Below are 25,485 nucleotides of genomic sequence, written 5' to 3'. Positions count from 1 at the left end.
AAGAAGAATCAAATGAATACAAAAGATTTAGTCTATATTGCTTTATTTGCCGCTATTTATGCTATTTTGGGCCTTTTCCCTTCTATCTATCTTCCTTTTCTTCTAGGGGTACCTATTACAGCTCAGTCGATGGGACCGATGTTAGCAGGGTCTATACTTGGGGCTAAAAGGGGGGCTTTAGCATCGCTCCTTTTTCTTGTCCTTGTTGCGATTGGTTTGCCTCTGTTGCCTGGTGGTCGTGGTGGAATCAGTGTCTTTTCAGGGATTGCAAGTGGTTATTTGATAGGTTTTCCATTTGCCGCATTTTTTATTGGTTTAATGGTAGAATTGTTTTGGCAGAGGTTAAATTTTATAACATTATTTGTGATAAATACTGTGGGTGGTATAGGAATTGTCTATGCTTTTGGTGTTCCATGGACAGCATATATGACTAAAGTTTCTTTACTGAAGGTTTTAATCGCTTCCTCAGGTTTTTTGATAGGTGATTGTTTAAAAGTGTTGATTGCATCCTTTGTTGCACTCGCGATTAAGAGATCTGTTCCTCTCATTCATTCAAAGAAAAAATAGGCTTTATTTTGAATGTATTATTATAATATTTCTCTTTGATATATAAGGCATTGGACGAGTTCTTTTATAGATCTGATACTTTTAATTAATTATACAACAATAATTAAGGCTTTGCCATAATGAAGGAATATCAGTGAATACAAAAGATTTAGTCTATATAGCTTTATTTGCCGCTATTTATGATGTTTTGAGCCTTTTCCCTCCTATTTCTCTTCCCTTTCTTCTAGGTGTCCCTATTACAGCTCAGTCTATGGCTCCAATGTTAGCAGGGTCTATACTTGGGGCCAAAAGGGGAGCTCTCGCATCACTTCTTTTCCTTGTTCTTGTTGCGATTGGATTGCCTCTATTGTCTGGTGGTCGTGGTGGAATTAGTGTTTTTTCAGGAGTTACGAGCGGTTATCTCATCAGTTTTCCCTTTGCTGCATTTTTCATTGGCTTACTGGTTGAGTTATTTTGGAAGCGATTAAATTTTATACTCTTATTCTTGATAAATACTGTGGGTGGTATAGGTGTTGTCTATGCTTTCGGTATTCCATGGACAGCGTATATGACACAAGTGTCTTTGCTGACAGTTTTAATAAGTTCATTAGTTTTTTTACTTGGTGGTTTTTTAAAAGTGCTTATAGCATCGTTTGTAGCGCTTACCATTAAACAAACCGTCCCTCTCATTCATTCTGAGAAAGAGTAGTTCTGATTCTTGAATGAAGTTTTGTATTACTTTGTATGAGAAAGCTAGAACACAAATAGTAACAAAATAAAGTATTTTTTATATTACTTATTTTTATTCTAATGAAATGGAATATCTAGGAAAGATGGATGTATTATATATTATCTAGTATATTTATTATAAATTTTAATTTTGTTTTATAAAATATATCTTATAAATAATTTGCGAATAATATACGCATATAAAAATATTTTCATAACTTACACAACTGACTTTTAAAAGTTATATAAATATAATGAATTATAAATTAATATAAAATTTATTTAACTAATAACGATTAATATTAAATAATCTTTTAGATAATAAAATATTATTTTTCGTATTTTTTATTTTAAATATAATATAGACACAAAAATAGATTTATGTTAATTCCATTATGAATATTTATTAATGGAGGTAAATTATAAAAATGACTATAAAATATTTCTTTGCTATATGTGCTATATTATTAATTTTTTTATCTACAGTGAAAGCATCTGAATATAAAGTTTTTCAAGGAGAAAAATCTGTTACTATTACTCATAATATGAGTGTATCAGATTTACTTCATAGTAAACAGAAAGATTCTTTATTAAATAAAGTTATTTTACCAGCTCATCCTGGTAATCATAATTTATTTTGGGAAAATATGATATTTATTTTTCAAACAGCAAAACATGTGTATATTAATTTAGGAATATATTTATATTATTCAATATTATCCATATTTAAATGGTAGATTAGTTAATTTTTTAGATAATAAAATAATTTTCTCATAAAGATAATAAATAACAAGATATGTATATACCTATAAATAAATTATGTATATTAATATTCGAAGAATTTTATATATTGTAGCAGTAGGTTATAATAGGTAAGCGTTCAAAGCTGAATTAATCAGTTTTTATAATGAGCTTTAAAAAATACTAATATTTTTATAAAACTATGAGAGTGATTAGTTTATTTGTAATAATTATGTTCAAACTTTGTGCCAATTGATTTTTAAATTTTTACCTTGTTGAAAGAATGGTGTAAGTTTTATTTTGAAAAAAGGTTTGTAAGTCTTTTAATTTTTTAAAAATGGATGAGTATCCATTTCATAAAGTTTTTAGAGAAAATGATGTGGGGGAGGTGCAAAGCAATCAATCGCTTGACCCTTCCCTTTTAATTTGGCTTTCCGACTTTTTAAAAACACCCACATCAATATCTTTTTAATAATGGAAATTACGCATTGCTTTACGCTTTTATGTTTCACATTTTTAAATAGGGTGATGTCCCTCATTTACAAAGAGAACAGCTCAAATGCAGTATACTTGTTGTTGTTAATTTACGAGTTTGTTTTAAAAAGATATCTCTTAGGGCACGTCACACCTATTTCGTGAGGACGCTTGTGAATAGTATAAATACTAAAGCCCTCACGAATAATATATTAGGACACCAGCATCTTTACAGTTATGAAGGAGCAAGTCGATATCATCATACACTTTTGCCAGTTCCAATGTCGCTATAGCTGGTTTATGATAAATTTTAGTTTCCTAAGCACTTATTCAATAAATTTCTCCCTTGTCTTAGAAACAGAAAATATTTTTATCTTTACTAAGATATCTTAACACCATTTTCTATCCTAAAGATTGTAGCTTGTCATTGGGTTTTGCAAAATTTGACAGCAGGTTTTGCATCAATTTATTTTTTTCAAAGGGTTTTTAAGAGGGTCTTAAAGGGTCTTAAAGGGTCTTCAAAGACCTTTCAAAGCCTTTTCTCATTTTTACCGTCAAATTCCGATTTTTGCCATTTTTGACTTTTTTACAATTTAAACTGTCAAAATCCATTTTGACAAAACGTGCATTTAATGGTAAAAATTGTATATAAAAACAATAAACTATCACGTCTTTCTATCGTAATCCCATTGAGTATAAGACCTACGTCAAACTGGTCTCCAGAATCTTAATTTAAACACTATCATAAATCGGAAAGCGTTTTATAGCATTAAGATCAAAGAATACTGCCCCCATGACTTTTGTACAGTTCTCCTCATTCAATTATGATCACATCTTATAAATTATTGAAAAAAATGTATACTTGCTTTTATACGTACTTTTAGCTATTACCCTCAAATTAGTTTTGTCTCATTGACTTACAAATCTATGCCGCATTAGCTCAGTTGGTAGAGCACATCATTCGTAATGATGGGGTCGCTGGTTCGAATCCGGCATGCGGCACCATTTTTTGTGCTTAATACGTTGAAATACATATATTTTTCTTTAATTGTCTGTTTTTAGTTCACCTCTTGTGATTTATACGATTTTACCTAATTTATTGTTATTTTTTCCATATTTTTCTTTTGAGTAAAAGGCTAAGGTTTCTTTTTTCTCCACCGCACGACTCTGCCTCACTTATATAACTCTGGAAGTACCACTTTGAAGACTCCAAGCTCGAATCGTTGTTGTGGATACACTAAAAAGCTGTGCACATTTATGGTGAGATATATCTATCGCCATTCTCAAAGAGCATCTCATTTGTATATTACATAAATGGGTAAAATGTTGGGAGGGAAAAATTCCCTCCCTAACTTCAAGCGGCTTTTATCAAAATCTTTTGTATCCCTTGTGTTATTGCACCTAAACAGATTTCAAAAGCTTGATTGATTTATTTAAGATGTTGCTGGAAACGTAGCCAATACAACACCAGACAAAGATGATACCATTGACCCAAACGCCCCACAAAACACTTCATATGAAGAAGACGAAGACGTTATTCATATGGGAAAAAACATAACCAAGACTATTGTTCAAGTTTATTACAGTACAATATTCTTAAAAAACAATCAAATATCATTGATCTATATATGGAATATGTTCCTCTAATATATTGTTTCAGTTAGAAACTGACTATAAGAGAGGAGTAAAATATCCATTATGTTTTCATGTAAATATATTTTATTTATAACAAAATTTATGTAACAGCTTATTTCAAATCCTTCATAAAGGTTTGTTTTTAAGGAAATTAAGCAATTAGAGGAAAAAATAAAGAATAATTAAATTAACTATAGCTTTTTCGATTCAATATGTATAATACGTTGTGTATTCGATTCTTTGATTCTAAATAATTGGTAGATGTAGAATGGTTTAATTATAATTTATCTTTTTGTTTTTATAAAAATTTCTATGATGTAGGTTATGGATTATAAAATTATTTAAAAATCAATTCCTGTTATTTAATTAACTATTATATTTTTATTGTAAAGAGATTTTATTTGCTAAAAGTATTGAAGTTTTTCAAGTAACTTTTCTCTAAATCATTCTAGATCAATTGTATTTATAGGTGGAATATCTGATTATAAATTGGTTTATAAAGAGTTATTATATTGAGATTCAAGAGAAAATTAATTACCACAAAATAAATAGTGGTTAATATAGTATTTGTTATAGTTAAAGATGATATGGGTTTTAATATAATCCGTTATGGTGTTTTGCTCAATTGAACCCTTTCACTATTCCGTTCTTTAAAATTGAGTAAATGTAAGTTTTGAATTCATATCCTGCTTTGTGTAGGTTTTTTTATAGGATAAGAATAATGCGAAAAATATCAACAGAAGGGCTTGCACTGATTAAGCAATGGGAGGGTTTACGTTTAAGGGCTTATGAAGATTCCGGTGGAATATGGACAATTGGTTATGGGCATACAAGTGCAGCTGGAGCCCCAAGTGTCCATAAAGACATGCAAATTACGGAAAAAGAAGCTGAAGAGATCCTTTGTCAGGACTTGAGAGAGTGTGAAGTCACTGTTGAAAAAGCTGTTACCGTTCCTTTAAGTGATGAACAATTCGCAGCTTTAGTATCATTTTCCTATAATGTAGGAATAACGGCTTTTGGCAAATCTACACTTTTAAAAAAACTCAATAATGGTGAATATGAAGCGATACCGACTGAATTGCAAAAATGGACAAGAGTAGGAGGAAAACGTATCCAAGGTCTTGCCAATCGTCGAGCTGCCGAAGCAGGATTATGGGCGAAAGGTGCTCATGTTGCCCCTAATTATCATGTAGTAGAACCAGAAGGTGTGACAGGTATTTGCAAAATAGAAGCTCTTGCACCAATCATAGGCTCTTTTTCAGGGCTTGGGGGACTTTTTGCAGGAAATGGCCCTGTACAATGGGCTTTAGCAGGAATTATGGTTTTAGCTGCTTGTACAGCTATGGTATATATTGCTAAACGTTTTCAGGAACACCGCCTATGATCTTATGGATAAAAAAATATCTGACGACGACGTCAGCAATCATAGCTGCTTTTTTTATAGCTTTAGTGAAAGCCTTTTTCCTTGGGAAAAGAGTTGAGAAGCAAAAACAAACAAAGGAAGCTTTTAATATAGCGAAAACACGGCTTGAGGTAGAAAATGAAATTAACAAGAAAAGTGATGCTGATGTGCGCAATAAGCTTTCTAACTGGTTGCGCGACGAATGAACGAAATTCTTGTATTGGATGGCTGCCAATTTATTTGAATCGACAAGACATCAATGTCATTAGCCCCAATTTGGCAAGAGATATTCTAAAACATAACGAACAAGGTGAGCGTTTATGTGGGTGGAAACATACACGAAAGGTGAAATGAAACTCCTCTGAAAAATTAATCAATGAAAAATTTGAAAGGGGTGAGTACATTCAAATTAAAAGCAGAGGCACTTAAAGAGTGAAAACACTTTGGTGGCTTAATTTAATTGAAGTAACAAGGGGAGGTGTTTAGCTTGAAACAAAAGGATTCAACTAGTTATATTTGCGTAAAATGATTGAGTATATCAATATATTCTAGGGTATCTCTGTTATCTGATCAAAACAAAAGAAAAAATATGCTATGAATTGCCCTGTTATTGCCGTTCAAAGATCTGATCAGATAAAAGAGCTGTCTTCAGCAAAGATGATGTTTATAGACCCATCCATGCTTGAAAAAATCAGTCCACAGAACTGTACAAGAATATGGGCTTTTTATGCGATTTGTCAATAATATTGTTCCGGCTTTTTTACCGTCATACTCCTGAAGATAAACTAAATCCTTTCACACTGTGTCTATTTTTTTTATGCTAAAAGGGTGTAAGAACATTGCAAATGATATTGGCTGTTAATTTTTCTATAGGTAAGCTTCCTATCTGCGGAATAACATGCAACTCCAATGGAGAAAACCAACGCCTATTTTTGCCTTCATTTTTCCGCTTTTTTTACTTTCAAAAGTCGCCTGGGCAATCTCTTGAAAAATATTTCTTTGCTGCTTTAAGACAGTTTGTTCTCAAAAGACAATAGGATCATTGCCTTCTTTGAGAATATCGCTATAATTCTTTCAAGCTTTTGTACTTCTTTTAAAGTAAAGACTTGTGATAGGATCAAGCCCCATTTCACAGCGCTTATTGTGATGTGTATAATGGAACAACCAAAAGTGTATATTGTCTTTTCGAACATTCACCCCCCTGCCCCATCACGATATCTCCCTTGAGGGGATTCTTCTACGAATGCTGCTGATAAATCTATGAAGCGCCCTTATCTAATTTACCCTCTTATCTACCTTTTCACGCATTGCCTGTTCACCTTTTTTGATCCGCCCTTTAGACCTTCTTTAATTTTTGATATAGAATTTTTTCTTTAATTCTTATTTTTATTGAATTATAAAAAGATGTGTAGCAATGTATTCTTGCGCATTTTTATACACTTTGCTCCTCATTTCTAAAGCCCTTTCTGGTAACATGTTGCAACATTTTTTATTTAACATATATTTTTTAGATTTATTCGTAACTTGCTAGAAAAATTTCTATATTTTGATAGAAATATCTTATATCAGTTCACTTTTTTCAAAAAATTATGAAAGAATTCTCAACAAACCTTCAAAATTAAAAAACCTTTAATGGATATTGTTTCTTTGTTTTAGAAATCAAACTTAGTAACGCCCCATTCCTCAACAACAATTGCATTATTTGAAGAGCAATCGATGGTATAATCTCTTTTGAAGTTAACTGAAAGTTTTTCGAACTTCTAGCATATTGTTTAAAAACAAAAGACACCTTCCTTTTATTTGCGCAGTACCCGCGCCATCATCTGATAATTCTCCCACTGACACAAATCCTTTCCGTAATAACCTTCAACACCACAATAAGGTGATTCAAAATAAAACAAGGTGTTTGAACTTTCATAATGTACAATAAAATCAGATCAGCGTAAATGTTCAATGCGAACACCTGCTAAACAGCGGTCAATAAGTTTTAGCACGCCTTCAAATTGGAAAGGATTAAACCCGCGCGGCTACAACGGGTTTCAACTCTCATCGTACAAGATTGCCTACCTTTTCGCTAATAATCGCTGTAAAATATAAAACCTTGAGGCTCATTCTAAGTCCGAGAGAGTTTCTAGATCTTGCTTTATTAAGCGTTGAAACACCTCACAGCGTCTCATCTGAAACGCTAACAGTTTTCATAAAAGGACGATCGTGGCGTTGAAACAGCCTCCAAAAAATTTACGACATCATTTGAGATGATTTTTGCTGCTTTCAGCGAATAAAATGAATTTCTATCTAAAGAAAATACCCTCATGCAGACAAAAGATTTTGTGTACATGCTATGAGAAATATCTTTAATAATTTTGGTAAAATTTCTTTTGTCACCAATATCAGCAGCCGCTGGTGTAATAGAATCAACATATTTTAATTTTCCATACGTAAAGTATATCCATTATTTTTAATACTCTTGTCAGCTATATTAACCGTATTCTCAGTACGTTGTGATAACAAAGTATGCGATGTTAAATTGTGTTATATCGAACCGATTCATCGCAAAACTGTCTTCGTTGGCTGAATGACTAGTCCAGCCTCTATTAGAGAGAGCTTTTCCTTTAGTTATAGGGTAAATTTTACCTATTGCTTACAAGAGCAATTGGATCATCTTGCTCCTATTCTTACCCCTCAAACTGGAATGCAAAATTTATACTTTATTCTCAGAATGCTTCACGACCGATCAAAAATGCTTCACAACCGATCAAAGTGGCTATTTAAACCTTTTATTTTCTATTCTCGCTAGATTAATTGACTCATGTTTGGTGCTTCTAAGCTCGTTTTTGTGGTATATCTGCTCGTCTGCTCATAGCAATGGGGAACGAAAGTGGCTCAACACCATGAGACTTTCCACGAAAGTCCTAGAGAAGAAGTGGTTGATAAAACATGATTTTGGGATGCCATTTTAATGCCAAAAAAAACACTTTCTATAATGCTAGCCGATCCGTCCTCTTCTCATACTAAGAATAATCTATTGCTTTATAATATTTCAACGTTTTACGTATTAAATAAGGAAACCTAATGCCGTAAAATTTTCTTATTTCAAATTTGTTCATAATAAATCAATCAAAACTATTGGCGCTTGCTACAATTAGGATTGCTGTGTGAAAAACACTGTACAAAAAAGGAATTAAGAATGCTTCTTATAAAACGTTTAAATGCAAAGGCTGTTGCAATATTTGAAACGAGAAAATAGAATGACAGTGCTAACCGTTTAAAACAGAGGAGAAATAGCACACAAAGTCGCGCTTGGAAGTGATGATGTTATAAATCTTCTAAGGGGAGAAGACATAGGTTATGCAACGAATAAAGCAGATATTGATGACGCGATTTATGCTCTCCGTTTACGCCTTAAAATACTTGGTCTCATTAGAAAAGCAAAATTTAGTCTCACAGCTGGAAGTCTTTCCTGTATTGATTTTATCTATATCTTATACAAATATATTCTTCAAATAAATCCAACGCGTATCGATAATCCCAATCGCGATTGATATATCCAAAGTAAGGGACATGCGGTCGAAGCGTTGTATATTCTATTATCAGAAATGATATATTTTGATCCTCAACTTCTTGAGACGTATTTGAGCTTTGGGTCAAATTTTATTGGTCATGTCACCCAAAAAGTTCTTGGTATTGAGCAAAGTACAGATTCTCTTGGTCATGGTTTGTCTCTAGGTGCAGGAATGCTCTTTCTGGACAGCTTAATTCTCAATCATATCCTGTTTTATGCTTCTTGGCGATAGCGAAATAGCGGAGGGCTTTGTTTGGAAAGCGGCACTTTTTTCAGCACATTATAAACTCAGCAATCTCACAGCAGTTGTCTATAGAAACCGGCTACAAATTACGAATACAAACAGATGTTTTAATGAATACAGACCCCTTGGCCAATAAATTTACACGTTTTGGCTGGCATGTTGTAGAACTCGATGGTCACGATATAACGCAACTGAAAACATCATTAGGATCACCCCCTCTCATAAAGACAAACCAACAGCAATCATTATGAACACAATAAAAGGGTGTGGAATTTCCACTATGGAAAATGACATAACCTGGCACCATAAGTTCCAACAGATGAGAAATATAATCTTGCTGTCAAGGGAATTGAGTCAAAAATTCAATTAATAGGAGCAATGGATAATCTTCATCACTAGACACAAACTGCCGTGAAATTTTCAAACCTCGGAATTTTAAATAAGGCTCTTATAAAAATAGCGCAATTTGATAAGAATATTGTTGTTTTAACAACTGATTCACGAATATCTGGAAAGATTGATCAATTCGCAAAGCTTTATCCAGAACGGATTGTAGAAGTTGGAATTGCTGAACAAAATTTGGGTAAGCGTTGCTGCTGGTTTTGTTTCATGTGGAAAAAGTCCTTTATTGTTTCGCAGGCTTGTTTTTTGACAGGGCGTACCCTTGAACAAATAAAGGAGATGTTGCTTATTGTGAAAATCCTCTCCGATTGATTGGCATGAGTGCTGGTATCAGCTATGAACCACTGGAGGCAACCCATCATGCTATTTCAGATTTTGCTTCGCTTCGCGTCATTCCTAACATACGTATTATTGCTCCTGCGGATAATAAAAAAACAGAAGCTGCAATTTTCTCGATGTTAAGCAATCCTATGCCTGTTTATATACAGCTAAGAAAGTACTCTGTTATAAATATTCATAAGAGTGCTGCAAAAATTGATATCAGCAAAGATTCTGTTATCAAAAAGGGAAAAGAAGTTCTCTTATTTGCTACGGGTGAGACTGTTCAGATTTGTCTTGATGCGACTGAAAAACTCCAAAAATATGAAATTATACCAACAGTTGTCAGTGCACCAACAATCCGACCTTTAGATGATACATCTGTTATAGAACTCTGCAGACCTCACAGATCTATCATTGTTTGTGTAGAGCCCAGCATTCATGGGGGGCTTGGAGAAGCGATTGCGAAATTACTTATGGAATATAGTATTACATGCAAATTTGTAACGCTAGAAATACCGGAGGAGCCAATCTGTAATGGAAGCCAATGGGATGTTTTGGTAAATTATGGAATAAATCGAAAAAGTATAACGAAAATTGTATTAGCAATGACATAAGATACAAAAAACATTAAACTGCATCTCAATATGCTCACCAGTTCAAAACTATCATAAGTCATTGAGAGCACGAGAAACAAGGGCTGATAAACACATTAAATCGCATTGTCTTGCTTTCTTAGTGAACGCGTTTTATTTAAAAGATACTACATCGTATTTTTCATTGTTTTAAAATTCATTCCATAAAAGACAATAACATATCCATATAATATATTATTCAGTAAACTCAACATAAATACTATAGATATTATATAATATATCTCCACTTTTTATTATAATTTATATATTATTAATAATACATATTGACTCTTTAAATAAAATTAATTATATACTATATGTGTTTAATTGTTATTAAAAATAAAACATAATTAATGTATTATATTTTTATAAATAGGAGAGGAAAATGCTCACAGCATTATTTATATCTATTTTTTCTATATCAACAGTTGTTATGCCTTTACTCGCAGCGCTTGTTCCTTTTTATCCTTAGAATAAGCCTTTAAAAAAGTGAATAAAAGGTGTCCGCAGTGTCATTTTTGCTTTGATTATTATTAAGATTTTTTCTTTACTATTATTATAGTTATTGGGTATTTTTTGTTGTTTTATGGAGAAGAATTTTGACCTTTTTCTTTAATGCTAACTGTCAACATATCTGTAAATACAATTATGCTCTTCTATAAAAAAGGCTTTCTTTTCCTAAAAGTAGTATAAAATATGACTTTCATTGTTTAAAGATATCTGTATTCACTAAATTTTCGCGTGTAATCTCTTTGAGTGTCTGAACACCAGTCAGTGTCATAGCTACCCGCATTTCATTGGCAAAAAGATCAAGCAGGTGAACAACACCTTTCTCACCTGCTGCTGCAAGCGCATAAACAAAAGCACGACCAATCATCACAGCATCCGCACCTTGTGCGACCATGCGTACAACATCAAGTCCAGAACGAACACCAGAATCGACTAAAATAACCAAATCATTCTTTACAGCCTCAGCAATTGCTGGTAATGCTCGCACCGTTGATAAAACACCATCGAGTTGGCGCCCACCATGATTGGAAACAACAATACCATCAGCACCAAATTGTACTGCTTCTCGTGCATCTTCTGGATCAAGAATACCTTTCAGAATCATTTTTCCCTTCCAGAAATCTCGAATCCATTGTAGATCATGCCAACCAATTGATGGATCAAAATTGGCCCCAAGCCAACCAACATAATCGTCCAATGCAATCTTCTTTTTGAGATAGGTAGAAACATTTCCAAGATCATGGGGGCGCCCCATAATACCCACATTCCAAGCCCAATGTGGATGCGTAAAAGCTTGTAAAAAACGGCGTAATCCAGCATAAGGACCAGACATACCCGAATGTGCATCACGATAACGTGCACCTGGAACTGGCATATCAACGGTAAAAACCAACGTGCGTACACCAGCTAACCAAGCCCGCTCTAATGCATCACGCATGAAACCACGATCTTTGAGAACATAAAGCTGAAACCAAAATCCCGCCCCAACCGCTTCCTGCACTTCTGCAATGGGGCAAACTGAAACAGAAGATAGAGTAAAAGGGATCCCTTTTGCTGCTGCGGCACGCGCTGCTTTCACCTCACCACGACGTGCATACATACCCGTTAGCCCAACAGGTGCAAGCACTATCGGTAAATCAAGTCTCTGATCAAAAAGCTTGATTGAAAGATCAACTGTACCCACTCCCCTTAGAATCCTTTGACGCAGTGCAAGTGCTTGAAGATCTGTACAATTACGTCGCAGTGTTTCCTCAGCATAAGCACCACCATCAATATAGTGAAAAAGAAAAGGAGGAAGCCGACGTTTTGCAGCCTTGCGATAATCAAATGTTGAAGAAATAATCATTGATGGCACCATTGTTCCTAAATGAAAAGAGAAGACATTCTAAAACACATAAGAGCCCCCTGTACCCCCTATTTGATATTCTCACAAAACGCTTTATTGAATAGATAAAGATAACAGGGATTGCAACTTTCTAAAAAAACTAATTGATAAAAACAACGCCTTTCTTTCTCTTTTCCAATTTTAAAACATCACAGTATGGAGTAGGATCAATAACGTATGCACTCATACATTATTCATGGACAATTGAAGTACTATACTTGCTGTCAATAGATACCTCTTCGAAAGTCATTACTTCGCCAGTTGGTTCGTTGTAATTTAAAGTCGTCTCTCCCTCCAAAGATTATTTACATTATCTTTTATAAGAATAGAAAGTCTATACTCATTAAGTATAAACCATAATTTCCCCAAAAAATGAAAAAAGCCTTTAATTAATACGGGAAATAAAGCTGTCGCATACATCTAGAAATCTTCTCATATTAATATTCAAAACTCAGATCAGTTACTTTTTCATAAAATTTTAACATTATCTCATTCACATAGAATATAAAAAACTTTTAATATTTATACGAATAAAAGACCTTCACCTTCAATAATTCTCTAGCAATATTATAGCTTAAGGCTATAAATAAGTTCCTAAAATTAAAAAACTATTCATTAAAAATATTACTGAACTGTAGTGAAAAAATTAATTATTGGCTCTTAATGATAAGTTTTATACAAAATAAAATATACTAGATATTTAAGCTCTAAAAAAATGAAATTAATAGCAGCTTGTTATATCGAATTCTATTAACTTATTGATTTATTATCATAATACATATGCATGACATATTGAATAAGAATTGAATACAGTAAAGCTCTTTCATTTTAGATCTTTTCACGATGAAACAATTGAAACTATTCTTCTTCTCATCATAAACGGAACTTGCATGGATAAAAACTCTTAAAAAAGAAGTAAAAATTCCTCTCATATCCTCTAAAATGCAAGGGCAGTCATAACTTTTAAAACTAAAAATAGAATGCATGGTGCCGATTTTGTGAAGAACAAATTTCTTACTTAAAATGCATTTCCTGCATACATTTTATCAAAATTCGTCGTTTTCAAATCATTTAAAATGTTTGGATAACTTTAAACCCTGTGCTTGATAATGTGATCCAACATCATGTCCATAAAGGGTTGATGGTCGATTAAGCATATGCTCATAGACCAAACGGCCAATAATTTGACCATGCTCTAAGATAAAAGGAACTTCATGGCTCCGCACTTCTAAAACCGCTCTTGCCCCTTTACCATTCGCTTCCATATGCCCAAATCCTGGATCAAAAAAGCCTGCATAATGCACCCTAAACTCACCCACTAAGGGATCAAAAGGAGTCATTTCTGCAGCATAAAGCGGAGGCACATGAACAGACTCTCGTGAAACTAAAATATAAAACTCATCAGGATCAAGAACCAGCTCCCTTTGACCACGATCAAAAAGAGGTTCCCAAAAATCTAAAACATGGGCAGTAGCACGTTTATCAATATCAATAACACTTGTATGATGTTTAGCACGATAACCTACAAGCCCGTTTTCGTTTCCTTTTAAATTAATGGAAAGCCCAATACCACCAGCGCTAATATTAGGAAGATCATCCGATATCAGTGTTTCTTGCCTTTGCAAAGCAAGCAGCTCAATTTCATTTAAATAACTTTGCCCTTTTCTAAATCGAAGCTGTGATAAATGCGAGCCAGTACGCACCAAAATTGGAAATGTTCGTGGACTAACTTCCAAATAAAGCGGACCATGATAACCAGCACAAATTTTATCAAACTCTTGAGCATTATCCGTAATGACCCGTGTAAAAATATCTAATCGTCCCGTCGAGCTTTTTGGATTGGCAATAGCAGATAAAAATTCTGGTAAGGCCAAATTTTCTAAAAGCGGAACGATATAAACACACCCCGTTTCCAAAACAGCTCCATCTCGTAAATCAAACTCATGCAACTTTAATCGTTCAAGCTTATCCAAAACTTTTGCATCAAGACCCGGCATAAAGGAAGCACGTATACGATAAGCTTTCTCCCCTAAACGAAGATCAAGGCTTGCTGGTTGTATTTGAGATTTATCAAACGTGCTCTGAGCTTTCAGAAAATTATTATCAATCAAAGCTTGTATATCACTATCTGCTAAAATACCGCTTATACGCGCCATATATGTTGCCTTCCCTTTTTACACTGTTTCTTTTTTGACCTAGATGATAAATTGGTGCAAGCTATTTTAGGATGATAAAAATTATTTTTTCTATTTTCTCCAAGTCATTTGTTAATACTTCGAATAATGAAAAACATTTAGTATAATCACTCTCAAAAAAAATAAGAAGCGTTTAGAAATATTACCTCTCGTACCTTCTCATTCTTGAATGTTGCACAAATGATGTTATCATAATTTTCTATAAACTCCTTAAGAATCTTGTTAGAATTTATGATGATTATACGACATCTTAGCGAAAATATTATTAATCAAATCGCCGCTGGTGAAGTGATTGAACGGCCAGCAAATGTTGTCAAAGAACTTGTTGAAAATTCTATTGATGCTGGTGCAACGCGCATTGAAATTATTACAGCAAATGGTGGAAAAAATTTTATAAAGGTAAGTGATAATGGTTGTGGGATTCCGGCTGATCAGTTAACTTTAGCCGTTTCTCGCCATTGTACCTCAAAAATTACCGATGATGTGCACAATATCTGCTTCCTTGGGTTTAGAGGAGAAGCCCTCCCCTCTATTGGTTCTGTTGCTAAACTCAAACTCATTTCACGAACAAAAGAGGCCGAGAATGCTGCTGAAATTTCTGTTACTGCAGGAAAAATTGTAGGCCCCAAACCAGCTGCTGCAAATCTGGGAACAATTGTTGAAGTTCGTGACCTTTTCTTTGTCACACCCGCACGATTAAAATTTATGAAAACTGATCGGGCTGAAACAAATGCTATTAGTGACATGATTAAGCGAATTGCTATCGCATTTCCACATATCCGCTTTTCTCTTTCAGGACTAGATAGAACACCTATGGAACTGTCTGCGACAGAAAATAATACTCAAGGACAATTACAACGTATTACCCAAATTATGGGAAAAGAATTTGCGCCTAACAGCATCGCACTGAATGCTGAACGCGAATCTGTGCGCTTAACGGGGTTTGCTTGTTTGCCATCTTTCAACCGAAATAACAGCCTTCATCAATTTGCTTATGTTAATGGGCGTCCTGTGCGTGATAAATTTCTATGGAGTGCAATTCGAGGCGCTTATGCTGATGTCATGACACGAGATCGTTATCCTGTCGCTATTCTTTTTATTGATCTCCCACCTGCTGATGTCGATGTTAATGTTCATCCAGCCAAAGCTGATGTACGATTCCGTGATCCAGGATTAATTCGTGGTTTAATCGTTGGAGCAATTCGTGAAGCATTGCAGCAATCTGGTATTCGCCCTACTTCAACCCGTTCTGAAGCAATGCTCGCAGCTTTTCAAACACAAAAACCATTAACACAACAACCTTTGGGCAATTTTAAAAATGCTCACCAATCCTCTTCTTACAGCCCACATCCTCATCATTTTTCCGCCGCTTCAATGGTTCACAAACCGTTGGATAGTACCAGCTCTTTTGGTTTAAAAGAAGATGCCACTCCTATTATGGAGGGCTTAAATACACCAAGTGGTGCTACCTACATTCCAAGCACTATACCCTCATCAGAGGAGTTATCTTATCCTTTAGGTGCAGCCAGAGCACAAATCCATAAAAACTATATTATTGCCCAAACTCAAGATAGTTTGATCATTGTCGATCAGCATGCTGCGCACGAACGATTGGTTTATGAAGCACTCAAAAATGCACTTTATGCCAAACCACTTCCTTCACAATTATTACTTATTCCTGAAATTGTAGAACTCTCTGAAGAGGATGCAACATGCCTTTTAACGCACAAAGATGCTTTGCAAAAATTTGGATTAGGAATAGAACCATTTGGTCCTGGTGCAATTCTTGTACGCGAGACACCTTCCATGTTAGGAGAGATCAACGTACAAGCCCTTATTAAAGATCTCGCAGATGAGGCGGCTGAGTATGATACAACAAACAATTTAAAAGCAATGCTTGATTATGTCGCAGCAACGATGGCTTGTCATGGCTCAATACGGTCAGGGCGCCTTTTGTGCCCCGAAGAAATGAACACACTGTTGCGACAAATGGAGGCAACGCCCAATACAAGTACATGTAATCATGGACGCCCTACTTATATTGAACTCAAATTAGCAGATATAGAACGGCTTTTTGGCAGAAAATAAAAGCTTAACCATTTTGATAAGAAAAATATTTTTAAATTAACTCTCGACCTTATAATATACTTATGGCATTTTTTGAATAATAATCTCAAGTAAAAAGGAACTAAAATGTTTTCCAATGGTGAATGCGAAGCAAAAGTTCATTATTCTAATAATGGATATGACATTGTAGAATATGGAACCTATACTATTTGTGCCGTTAGCGGACAAAAAATCCCTATAGATGATCTAAAATATTGGAATCATCACCGCCAGGAAGCATATGCCAGTTGTGAAATTTCTTATCACCGTGAACTTGAATGCAATCCATATCTCAAGCAATTGTTAAAAACAAAAGAAGAAGGTTAAAAGCTATAAATTTAACCTTTGCCTTTCAGGCAAGAAAATTCACTGGAACGTTTTCTAAAGCGGGTTATGACCTCCTCAAGGAGCATACGACAGAAATCTTTTTGAACAAAATCGACATCCACATCAAAAACAATAAGATTTTTCAAATCTTTTTGCATATGAATTGTCTGTATACGAATATAATCTTTAGCAGTTGTCGCAAGCCATAAATTGTGTTTTTGAGCCTTTTGTACAAGGCTTGTTAAATTTTTATCAGTGAAAAAATAGTGATCTGGATAGGTATAAGTTTGCACCACATGACCAGACAATTCTTTAATGGATTGAAAAAATTTATCTGGATTTCCAATACCTGCAAATGCCAAAAATGCTTTTCCTGCAACCTCATCAGAGGCACTTGCCTTAAGATGAGCACGATGCAAAGGCTTTCCAGCACGTGCAACAAGAACAGCAACATTATCACGCGCATCTGAGTGACCAATCAATAAAACGCTATCCATAAAAGAAAATTGCGTTTTTAATGGTACACGTAAAGGTCCTGATGGAAAAACAGCTCCATTACCAAAACCACGCATCGCATCAACAACAAGTAATGCATAATCCATATAAAGGCGGCGGCTTTGAAAACCATCATCCATTAGAATAAGATTACATCCCTCTTTTTTCAGCCGTTGTGCCGCTGCATAACGATTAGCCGATACAGCGACAAAAGCATGCCGTGCCAGTAGAAGGGCCTCATCTCCAACATCGCGTGCAGTGTCATATTTCTCATTTACAAGATGCACTCCTTTAACTGCTCCACCATAACCCCGTGATACAACACCAGGGACGAAACCAAGTTCTTTAGCCACTTTGGCAAAAGCAATAACAACCGGCGTTTTACCTGTACCACCACATGTAAAATTTCCAATACATAAAACCGGAAGATCAATCACGGGAGGTTGTCTTGTCATAATACGACGTGAAAAATAACCATATCCCCATGAAACTGGAGCTAATAAAAAATGCAAAAAGCTTTTATTTTTCCACCAAAAATGGGGGGCATTAATATGCATATCCACCCTGACGCTGACGTAACCCAGTTTGTATGACAAGGGGTTGTAAAAATGGATCTAAAATCTTTAATGTGCGCTCAAGTGCACCGGCCATACCTGTTGCTACCCCATGAGCCTTATCAACCATTTCTTGTCGCAATGTTTCATTTGTTAAAAGCTTATACACCTGAATCGCAAGCTGTTTTGTATCTTGAACCATACATGCTGCATCACGCGTTAAAAATTGTTCAAATATCTCTTGAAAATTTGAAACATGAGGCCCCGTTAAAATAGCGGAGCCAAGCAAAGCCAATTCCAATGGATTATGTCCACCCTTTCCACATAACGACTTACCAACGAAAGAAACTTTCGATAAGTGAAGAAAAAGTCCCATTTCTCCAATCGTATCTCCCCATAAAATGTCGGTATTCATATCTGGAAGAGTATTTCTGCTTCTCCGAATAAAACGTAAACTCTGATTGTCACATTTTTTGATAAGATCTTCTAAACGCTCAGGATGGCGAGGCACAATAATTGTCAATAAATCTGGTAAATAATTTTTAACAATCTTATGAACCTCAAAAGCAATCTCCTCTTCCCCTTCATGCGTTGAAATAGCAGCCCAAACTGGGCGATTGCCGATAGCATTACGATAACGTGCCAGCAATGTTTTATCTTCAACCAAAAAAACATCAGCCTTGAGATTACCAGAAAACGTAACAGATTTTACGCCAAGTGTATGGTAATAAATGGCATCTCTTTCATTCTGACTAATCGCCAAATCAATATCCTTAAAAATATGTTTGGCAAGAATGCGCCGTTTTTGCCAAGCTTTAAAAGAACGTTCAGACATATGGGCATTAACCAAAATCTGCGGAATACGCATTTTGGCAAGTTCTTTAATACGCAGAGGCCAAATTTCCGATTCACAAATCAAAACGAGATCAGGCTTCCAATGACGAATAAAACGGCGCACTGCAAAATCTAAGTCCAAAGGAGCATATTGATGAATCAACCGATTACCAAAATGTTTTTTCACAAGAGAGGAAGATGTTACGGTCCCTGTTGTCAATAACACATTGATTTTTAATGATAAAATATGATTAATAAGTGGAACAAGCGCAAGTGTTTCTCCAACACTTGCTGCATGCAACCAAACTAACGAACCTTGGGGACGTAGAAGAGAGCTTTTACCTAAACGCTCTTTTTTGCGACACCACTCTTCTTTTCCACGGATAGCACGAAAAAACAAATAAAAAGGGATAACAGGACATAAGCAAAAGCCAATCATCCGATAGGTTAAAAGAGCCGTACGTGCCTTTAATTCTGCCATTTAAAATCACCTCATCCAGCTGTTTTGAGATATCTATAGGCTTATTTTGTTTAAAAATTCATCAACACTATTGGTTGCATCCATATTTTTTTCATACCATCCGTATCTTGGATAAAAAACATTTTTCCCTATAAGAATAGCATATACACAAAATACAATAGAATAGACAGATCATTGACTATACAATGCCTCTGTTCCAGCTTTCTCTACTATTCCATATGAAATATCCACATTCATAGCCATATTTTTCTCAGATTTAAAGGCATTTCAAACGTTAATAATACTCAGATTTTTTTATAAACATGATATGCTGTATATTGTTCTATTCCAATCACGCTTACCCTGTTTTGTAAATTATATATTTATCTTTGAAAAACCAAGAAAAATAGAGCAACAACTTCCTCAATTTGAGAACAAAGAAAATTCTCATACGATACTACTTATTGCAAAAAAGCAATAATCAATGAATGATAATCACCTTTGTGTCTTTGCAATGGTCATATAAATTTATCTTATAAATAAAAGGATATACCTCATTGCTTGCACAATAAAAACTTGTGCAAAACCACCTTGCCATCAGTCAATGCTAGTTATTTTACCAAAGGCGCTTTAAAATGTACTGCCTCTTTTTTGAACTCTTTTACGTACTCTGACATCAAATCCAGAAACTTAATCACACTACATTCGCATAACAAAGCAATATATTGATGTATAATGATTTATCATTGCATAACTTGCCCCTGAATATCGTAAAGTTCTTCCATTTAAAGCCAACTTATGTTAAAGTAATCAAAACTTTTTGCTTACGCACTACACGACAGCTGGAGGGGGGGTAGAGTAAAAAAATACTGAAAAAAGGGGTAACTATGCCTTTTATGCCCTATCTCAAGTGCTAAAGTTTATCCTAATATTTTGAGTTTGCAAAGTATACAATAATGTAATTATTAATATTCTAAGCGTAAAGATGGTGATACAATGGCGGATTTTATACCTTGCGACGAACACCATTCTGAAATGAATGATTTGACGTCTTGAGAAATATTTTCTTAAGAAAGGATATAGAATTTACAACAATAATAGCATTTTGTTTTACAGCGTTCTGTTTTTCTTAAAGGACACGCTTATGAGAGAGCACAATAAACAAGCGTGAGGTAGCGGATATAATAACCAAATATTCAAGCTTTACTCTGCATCGCCTGTTTCAGAATCAAGAAACTGATGCAAATCTACGATGTAATAACGTTGTAATGCATTATCTACACTGCTTTGCGCTTTTGCCTGCCATGCTTCTTGAGCGGATTGATAATTTGAGAAAATACCAACTACATCTAAATCATCAGGATTCTTAAACTGATTACTCTTAAGATTTTTTAATTCACCACCAAATACAAGATACAAATATTGTTTTTTCTCGTTGGCTTTAGTCATATGTGCCTCCATATCATTCAGATAATTCTAGCGCGCTTTTATGTGATTAAACTAACTTTGCTTGACGAACAACATCTATCATATCCTCACAGCAATTATTTTTACCTGCAATTAAAAGGCCATATTGATAAGGTTCAATTCCGTAAGATAGTAAAGGGGCATCAAGCGATAAAAAACACCCTCCACATTCCTGCAAGATAAGATCAGCCGCAGCAATATCCCATTCATGACAATTGGGACGAACTAATACGATATCGATCTCATCTTGAGCAACAAGGACAATACGATAAGCAAGAGAGGGAAGATAATGGTAAAAACTGACTTTATTGCGAAAATCATCTGGTAATTTTTGTGCGAGGGATTTATCAAGCGAAATTTTATACTTTCGATGAACCTGAAAGGCTAAACGAGGAAGTTTTATCCCATTTAATGTTGCCCCTCCCCCCGTGACAGCGGCATAAACATCTCCTTGAGCTGGACATTGTAGAACGCCCACAATAGGACGCCCATTCTCAATAATGGCAACCGAAATACACCAATAAGGACTGCCAGAAAGAAAACCTCGTGTTCCATCAATAGGATCAACCACAAAGTAGCGTTCATAACCTTGTTGTTCTCGATTATCTTTTGTTTCTTCTGAAATCCATCCATAATTTGGACGTGCTCCAAGAAGCTTCTCTTTCAAAAAATGATCAACAGCAAAATCTGCCTCACTGACCGGTGAATCACCTTCTTTAATCCAAACATCCAACGAGCATCCAAAATACCGCATTGCTAAATCCCCTGCCTCTCGACAAACGTCACGCAAAAGATTTAAATCAGAAGAATGATGCGTGTTATTTTCCTGCAAGTGTCATCCCTTCAATTAACAATGTTGGAGCCGCTGTACCATAACGCCGATCAATATCATTGGCCGGTGTTAAATGCGCTAACATATGAAGCAAATCAGAACCTAGCGTTACTTCACTCACCGGATAAGCAATTTCACCATTTTCAATCCAAAAACCAGAAGCACCCCGACTATACTGACCGGTAATAAAATCAATACCATGGCCGAATAATTCTGTCACATAAAATCCACTTCGTAAATCTTTTATCATATCGCAAGGGGATACTAAACCCGGTTCAATAGCAAAATTTGTACTTGTCGGCTGCACCAATGATCCCGAACGCACACCGCGCCCATTTGTTTTAAGCCCCAATTCACGTGCTGTAGATGATGAAAGAAGCCAATTTTTTAAAATACCATTTTCAATAATATTAAGTGTTTGCCCCTCTATTCCTTCTCCATCAAAAGGATGAGAAGCATTGCCACGTAATCGCAAAGGTTGATCGGTTACATTAACATCAGGCTTCATCACTGCCTTACCTAAGAAGTCCTGTAAAAGACTCGTTTTACGGGCCACAGAAGCTCCATTGACCATAGATGCGATATGCCCTGCAATTCCCCGAGCAGTACGCGGATTAAAAATAACATCAACACCTCCTGTTGCTGCACGAACTGCCCCCAAACGTCGAACAGCACCAAGCCCTGCATTCTTTCCCACAGTTTCTGCGTCCTCTAAATCAGAAAAATGTAAGGCTGTTGTATAATCATAATCCCGCTCCATCTGTGTCCCTTCCCCCGCAAGAGCACTGCAAGAACGTGAAAAACAACTGGAGCGATAGGCTCCACAAAAACCATCGCTGGTCACAAGAATAAACCCACTACGGCCATAAGCTGTTGCAGCGCCACCAGAATTGCTTACGCCTTTAACATCAAGAGCTGCCGCTTCTGTTTTTAAAGCATCTTCTGTTAAAAAATGACTGCTTGGGACAAAATCATCAAAAAGATCAAGATCTTTAGGATGTTTAACCAAACACTCTTTATCTGCCAAACCTTCAAATAAACTATCGGGAGAAGCTTTAGCCATTGCAACAGCACGTTCTGCGAGTTCTTGCGGATAAGACGCTAAATTAGCAGAAACACTTGCTACTTTTTTTCCAACAAAAACCCTTAAAGTAAAATCATTGCTTTCGGCTGCTTCTGTCGATTCGACTTTCCCAAAACGAACAGATACACTGGTGGAATGTGCATAAACAATAACAGCATCAGCAGCATCCGCCCCAGAACGCCTTGCCGCTTCAACCAATGAAACAGCTTTCTCAATCTGGTTTTTGTCAGTCATTATAACTCCCTAAAATATTTTATTATTTACATTGATACGCACTCTGATAAATTCATACAAATTAGAATATAATTCTTGTTTGTTCATTCATAAAATTACGCATGTCTCATGCATTCTTTTTCTTTTAATGCATTAAATCATTTCCCTTTTATGAAAAGACGTAATATGTCGTAAAATCTCTTTAGTTTCAAGATTTCTCATGGACCCTTCATTTTAAAAGCCAAATCTGCAACTCACAATCAGATCAACAAAAAACCTCGTAAATCAATAGAAGACTTAGCAATAACATTTGGATTTAAGTTAAAATCATCAAAAATTCAAAAAGCATAAAACCACCTAAACCACACGCCTGTTGTCCTCTAGAGTGTCAAATAACTTCCCTCATTCCTATAGCATTCTTTAATTCTCAAGAAAGAATCAAGAAAACGACTTATCTTTTTGGATATTTCTTTACTTCTATAAGCTCTCTCATAAGAGAACAGTAATCTTGTCAATGAAACAAAACATCAATAGCGTAAAAAATATTTCCTTTCATTCTATCTATTTCTCAATTCAGTTTGTAATAAACACATTCACTTAATTAGTTCTGGAAACCTTATCACTCAATAATTGTTTTAACAGATACAAAAACACTTGTAGAAGCCGAACATCTCTATACATCTTAAAAATTCAATTTTTTAAACATTTGAACCAAATATATAGATACAAGATTCATTTTTATGGGAATGAAGTGTATGCTTATTTTATCTTCTAGAGTTTTTTAGAGCTATATTCTCTAGAAAAGTGATCAAAAAAATTACCCTTGTAATTTTTCAATCAACACTTTGATTTATAATCATCATTTATTGTTTTGCCATTTGCATCAAAGATGCCTAATATCATAAAATTCTCTCCATTAGAAACCTATCCATGTTGAGTCAATTACAACTATTTAAGAAGAAATAAAATGTCTCTTATGAATGCTCTTAAATATAAAAGCTATCGCAACATTAGAAACTAACAAATATCATGACCATATTGGTCTACAACTTCACAAGAGCAGCGATAAGCTTCTGCAATTTTCTTATTTTCAGTGAAAAAATCATCTTTTAAGCTTTTGTGTGATAAAATAAAATCCAATGACTTTTATAAAACCCTTAGAGCAAAATTAATCCCGTAAGCTGATTTGACATGATTTCAACAGCTAACTCAAAAGCTCATTGATTTGTGATATATTCATAACTGATTTCATTCTAACAAGGCTATAATTTCTGCAGCTTTTTTAAAAGATCAACTTCTTTATGAAGACACATCAGATGGTTTTATTTTCAGTAAGAGCACGTCTGCTCATTTCAATCATCGCAGCACGAAGATGTAACTTAATTTTTGATCCAATAATTATTCCAAAGAAAGGAGAAAGTAAACCAGACATCGTTACAGTATGACGAATTTTGTTATTTGAAGAATCAGATTTTTTTGAACAAATATATTCATGATTAAAACTCATGCGTGTAAGAGGGAGTTTAGCATAATCAGAAAAACAAGCATTTTTTATAACTTTATCAAGTGTAAAAGTTACCGTTGGTCCTTTTTTAGGTTTCATGCGTCCTACAGCGCCTTCTTTGAAAGCACCAGAAAGTTCTACCCATTCAAGTTCATGATCCCAGCAAGGTCGTGATGTGTATTTTATAGAGAATAATATAATGTTTTTATTTATATTTTAGAACATGAGGGATGCATAAATGAAAGCGGGGGAATAGGATTTTACAACATTCCTCTATAGGAGCACTCTTTTTTCGTCGATTTTCTCGAAAAATTTTTTTAGTTTTGCTAAATCTTCTTGTGAAAAATTCTCTAAGTTTCTAACAAACATGCCAATAATTTCACAACGAAATGGGTCTGAAGATTTGATTGTAAAACTCTTTCGACATGCATAGGCTTCTTTTCTTAACAATGAAGCCTTCTCTTGATCTAAACCGTACAGCTCTATGATCTTCTCTTCCATACCAACCGGTACTGATTTCTTGCCAATTTCTACAGAAGATAAAAACGCTACAGATATACCTAATGTCTTAGCCATATCTAAGAGGCGTTCTGAGTGATCAATGCGAAGTTTACGTAAAATTTTACCAAAAGATGTAGCCATATAAAAAGCCTGTTAAAGAAGAAATATTTCTTCTGATTCTAACAAATCTTCTTGAAAAGTTCTTCAATTATTACGAATCAAGAGTTCTTTTCGGGGCGTTTTTTTGACAAAACCTGCTGTCCAAAGAGTCTCAACTTCTAAAAAGTCAAAATCCTTAAAGATCTCTCTAACCGCATCACAATCATTCAGA

The 25,485-nt window shown here is 34.8% G+C and carries 19 protein-coding genes, 1 tRNA gene and 4 pseudogenes; 12 read left to right on the top strand and 12 right to left on the bottom strand.

Annotated features, from left to right (window positions below; translation table 11 throughout):
• The first annotated feature begins 12 nt into the window (after window positions 1-12).
• The 4 genes from PVV57_RS06935 to PVV57_RS06920 all read left to right on the top strand — a co-directional run bounded on the left by PVV57_RS06935 (window position 13) and on the right by PVV57_RS06920 (window position 3,495).
• Window positions 13-567 (top strand): biotin transporter BioY, encoded by a 555-nt coding sequence (locus PVV57_RS06935; protein ID WP_273719083.1) that lies wholly within the window; start codon window positions 13-15, stop codon window positions 565-567.
• Window positions 568-700: 133 nt separating this feature from the next.
• Window positions 701-1,255 (top strand): biotin transporter BioY, encoded by a 555-nt coding sequence (locus PVV57_RS06930; protein ID WP_273719082.1) that lies wholly within the window; start codon window positions 701-703, stop codon window positions 1,253-1,255.
• Between the two features lie 448 nt (window positions 1,256-1,703).
• Window positions 1,704-2,012: a hypothetical protein gene (locus PVV57_RS06925; protein WP_273719081.1), complete on the top strand. Its 309-nt coding sequence runs from the start codon at window positions 1,704-1,706 to the stop codon at window positions 2,010-2,012.
• 1,407 nt (window positions 2,013-3,419) lie between these two features.
• A tRNA-Thr gene (locus PVV57_RS06920) sits at window positions 3,420-3,495 on the top strand.
• Window positions 3,496-3,626: 131 nt separating this feature from the next.
• On the opposite strand, the pseudogene PVV57_RS06915 reads toward PVV57_RS06920, so the two are convergent.
• Window positions 3,627-3,784, bottom strand: a pseudogene (locus PVV57_RS06915) (DNA-binding protein).
• Between the two features lie 1,062 nt (window positions 3,785-4,846).
• Here PVV57_RS06915 and PVV57_RS06910 point away from each other — a divergent pair.
• The 3 genes from PVV57_RS06910 to PVV57_RS06900 are packed head-to-tail and all read left to right on the top strand — an operon-like array spanning window position 4,847 to window position 5,881.
• Window positions 4,847-5,509, top strand: coding sequence for a lysozyme (locus PVV57_RS06910; RefSeq protein WP_273719080.1), 663 nt, complete (start codon window positions 4,847-4,849; stop codon window positions 5,507-5,509).
• Window positions 5,506-5,733 (top strand): hypothetical protein, encoded by a 228-nt coding sequence (locus PVV57_RS06905; protein WP_273719079.1) that lies wholly within the window; start codon window positions 5,506-5,508, stop codon window positions 5,731-5,733. Before PVV57_RS06910 ends, PVV57_RS06905 begins: the two co-directional genes overlap by 4 nt.
• Window positions 5,666-5,881 carry a hypothetical protein gene (locus PVV57_RS06900; protein ID WP_273719078.1) on the top strand — a complete coding sequence of 72 codons (216 nt, stop codon included), beginning with the start codon at window positions 5,666-5,668 and terminating at the stop codon, window positions 5,879-5,881. Before PVV57_RS06905 ends, PVV57_RS06900 begins: the two co-directional genes overlap by 68 nt.
• A gap of 472 nt (window positions 5,882-6,353) precedes the next feature.
• Here PVV57_RS06900 and PVV57_RS06895 read toward each other — a convergent pair.
• Window positions 6,354-6,802: pseudogene (locus PVV57_RS06895) on the bottom strand (phage integrase central domain-containing protein); the annotation flags it as partial.
• Window positions 6,803-9,443: 2,641 nt separating this feature from the next.
• Here PVV57_RS06895 and PVV57_RS06890 point away from each other — a divergent pair.
• The 3 genes from PVV57_RS06890 to PVV57_RS06880 all read left to right on the top strand — a co-directional run bounded on the left by PVV57_RS06890 (window position 9,444) and on the right by PVV57_RS06880 (window position 10,670).
• Window positions 9,444-9,584 carry a hypothetical protein gene (locus PVV57_RS06890; protein WP_273719077.1) on the top strand — a complete coding sequence of 47 codons (141 nt, stop codon included), beginning with the start codon at window positions 9,444-9,446 and terminating at the stop codon, window positions 9,582-9,584.
• 160 nt (window positions 9,585-9,744) lie between these two features.
• On the top strand, window positions 9,745-10,047 hold the full coding sequence (locus PVV57_RS06885; protein ID WP_273719076.1) for a hypothetical protein: 303 nt from the start codon (window positions 9,745-9,747) through the stop codon (window positions 10,045-10,047).
• A gap of 5 nt (window positions 10,048-10,052) precedes the next feature.
• Complete coding sequence (locus tag PVV57_RS06880) at window positions 10,053-10,670, top strand: transketolase C-terminal domain-containing protein (RefSeq protein ID WP_273719075.1); 618 nt, start codon at window positions 10,053-10,055, stop codon at window positions 10,668-10,670.
• Window positions 10,671-11,391: 721 nt separating this feature from the next.
• Here PVV57_RS06880 and lldD read toward each other — a convergent pair.
• Complete coding sequence (gene lldD, locus PVV57_RS06875) at window positions 11,392-12,543, bottom strand: FMN-dependent L-lactate dehydrogenase LldD (RefSeq protein WP_273783711.1); 1,152 nt, start codon at window positions 12,541-12,543, stop codon at window positions 11,392-11,394.
• A 1,106-nt stretch (window positions 12,544-13,649) separates the two neighbouring features.
• A complete protein-coding gene (locus PVV57_RS06870; RefSeq protein WP_273719073.1) occupies window positions 13,650-14,738 on the bottom strand; it encodes a 2'-deoxycytidine 5'-triphosphate deaminase in 1,089 nt (362 codons plus the stop codon).
• Window positions 14,739-15,011: 273 nt separating this feature from the next.
• Between PVV57_RS06870 and mutL the strand changes: the two genes are divergently transcribed.
• Both mutL and PVV57_RS06860 read left to right on the top strand, forming a co-directional pair.
• On the top strand, window positions 15,012-16,865 hold the full coding sequence (gene mutL, locus PVV57_RS06865) for a DNA mismatch repair endonuclease MutL (protein WP_273719072.1): 1,854 nt from the start codon (window positions 15,012-15,014) through the stop codon (window positions 16,863-16,865).
• Window positions 16,866-16,970: 105 nt separating this feature from the next.
• Window positions 16,971-17,210, top strand: coding sequence for a DUF2093 domain-containing protein (locus tag PVV57_RS06860; RefSeq protein WP_273719071.1), 240 nt, complete (start codon window positions 16,971-16,973; stop codon window positions 17,208-17,210).
• An 11-nt stretch (window positions 17,211-17,221) separates the two neighbouring features.
• Here PVV57_RS06860 and lpxK read toward each other — a convergent pair whose 3' ends face one another.
• From lpxK to PVV57_RS10440, 8 genes and pseudogenes are all read right to left on the bottom strand, one after another.
• Window positions 17,222-18,262 (bottom strand): tetraacyldisaccharide 4'-kinase, encoded by a 1,041-nt coding sequence (gene lpxK, locus PVV57_RS06855; protein ID WP_273719070.1) that lies wholly within the window; start codon window positions 18,260-18,262, stop codon window positions 17,222-17,224.
• Window positions 18,252-19,574, bottom strand: coding sequence for a lipid IV(A) 3-deoxy-D-manno-octulosonic acid transferase (gene waaA / locus PVV57_RS06850; protein ID WP_273719069.1), 1,323 nt, complete (start codon window positions 19,572-19,574; stop codon window positions 18,252-18,254). The genes lpxK and waaA overlap by 11 nt, the downstream gene beginning before the upstream one ends.
• A gap of 1,182 nt (window positions 19,575-20,756) precedes the next feature.
• Entirely contained in the window at window positions 20,757-21,002 is a 246-nt protein-coding gene (locus PVV57_RS06845) for a DUF4170 domain-containing protein (protein ID WP_273719068.1), read from the bottom strand.
• A 46-nt stretch (window positions 21,003-21,048) separates the two neighbouring features.
• Window positions 21,049-21,852 (bottom strand): 3'(2'),5'-bisphosphate nucleotidase CysQ, encoded by an 804-nt coding sequence (locus tag PVV57_RS06840; RefSeq protein WP_273719067.1) that lies wholly within the window; start codon window positions 21,850-21,852, stop codon window positions 21,049-21,051.
• Window positions 21,839-23,170, bottom strand: coding sequence for a TldD/PmbA family protein (locus tag PVV57_RS06835; RefSeq protein ID WP_273719066.1), 1,332 nt, complete (start codon window positions 23,168-23,170; stop codon window positions 21,839-21,841). The genes PVV57_RS06840 and PVV57_RS06835 overlap by 14 nt, the downstream gene beginning before the upstream one ends.
• Window positions 23,171-24,461: 1,291 nt before the next feature.
• Window positions 24,462-24,821, bottom strand: a pseudogene (locus PVV57_RS06830) (hypothetical protein); the annotation flags it as partial.
• Window positions 24,822-24,926: 105 nt separating this feature from the next.
• Window positions 24,927-25,295, bottom strand: a complete 369-nt coding sequence (locus PVV57_RS06825) for a helix-turn-helix domain-containing protein (RefSeq protein ID WP_273783708.1) — start codon at window positions 25,293-25,295, stop codon at window positions 24,927-24,929.
• Window positions 25,296-25,358: 63 nt separating this feature from the next.
• Window positions 25,359-25,485 (bottom strand): annotated as a pseudogene (locus tag PVV57_RS10440) (DNA adenine methylase); the annotation flags it as partial.

It is taken from the genome of Bartonella sp. AU15XJBT (assembly GCF_028618615.1).
In the GTDB taxonomy this organism is placed as follows: Bacteria; Pseudomonadota; Alphaproteobacteria; order Rhizobiales; family Rhizobiaceae; genus Bartonella.
The sequence above is the reverse complement of the archived record's forward strand: the minus strand, read 5'-3'. Positions and strand labels throughout refer to the sequence as shown.

Bases quoted from the DNA above. Each gene is read 5' to 3' on its own strand.
- PVV57_RS06935 (WP_273719083.1), top strand. From the start codon at position 13: ATGAATACAAAAGATTTAGTCTATATTGCTTTATTTGCCGCTATTTAT.
- PVV57_RS06925 (WP_273719081.1), top strand. From the start codon at position 1,704: ATGACTATAAAATATTTCTTTGCTATATGTGCTATATTATTAATTTTT.
- PVV57_RS06910 (WP_273719080.1), top strand. From the start codon at position 4,847: ATGCGAAAAATATCAACAGAAGGGCTTGCACTGATTAAGCAATGGGAG.
- PVV57_RS06905 (WP_273719079.1), top strand. From the start codon at position 5,506: ATGATCTTATGGATAAAAAAATATCTGACGACGACGTCAGCAATCATA.
- PVV57_RS06900 (WP_273719078.1), top strand. From the start codon at position 5,666: ATGAAATTAACAAGAAAAGTGATGCTGATGTGCGCAATAAGCTTTCTA.
- PVV57_RS06890 (WP_273719077.1), top strand. From the start codon at position 9,444: ATGAATACAGACCCCTTGGCCAATAAATTTACACGTTTTGGCTGGCAT.
- PVV57_RS06880 (WP_273719075.1), top strand. From the start codon at position 10,053: ATGAGTGCTGGTATCAGCTATGAACCACTGGAGGCAACCCATCATGCT.
- lldD (WP_273783711.1), bottom strand. From the start codon at position 12,543: ATGATTATTTCTTCAACATTTGATTATCGCAAGGCTGCAAAACGTCGG.
- PVV57_RS06870 (WP_273719073.1), bottom strand. From the start codon at position 14,738: ATGGCGCGTATAAGCGGTATTTTAGCAGATAGTGATATACAAGCTTTG.
- mutL (WP_273719072.1), top strand. From the start codon at position 15,012: ATGATTATACGACATCTTAGCGAAAATATTATTAATCAAATCGCCGCT.
- PVV57_RS06860 (WP_273719071.1), top strand. From the start codon at position 16,971: ATGTTTTCCAATGGTGAATGCGAAGCAAAAGTTCATTATTCTAATAAT.
- lpxK (WP_273719070.1), bottom strand. From the start codon at position 18,262: ATGCATATTAATGCCCCCCATTTTTGGTGGAAAAATAAAAGCTTTTTG.
- waaA (WP_273719069.1), bottom strand. From the start codon at position 19,574: ATGGCAGAATTAAAGGCACGTACGGCTCTTTTAACCTATCGGATGATT.
- PVV57_RS06845 (WP_273719068.1), bottom strand. From the start codon at position 21,002: ATGACTAAAGCCAACGAGAAAAAACAATATTTGTATCTTGTATTTGGT.
- PVV57_RS06835 (WP_273719066.1), bottom strand. From the start codon at position 23,170: ATGACTGACAAAAACCAGATTGAGAAAGCTGTTTCATTGGTTGAAGCG.
- PVV57_RS06825 (WP_273783708.1), bottom strand. From the start codon at position 25,295: ATGGCTACATCTTTTGGTAAAATTTTACGTAAACTTCGCATTGATCAC.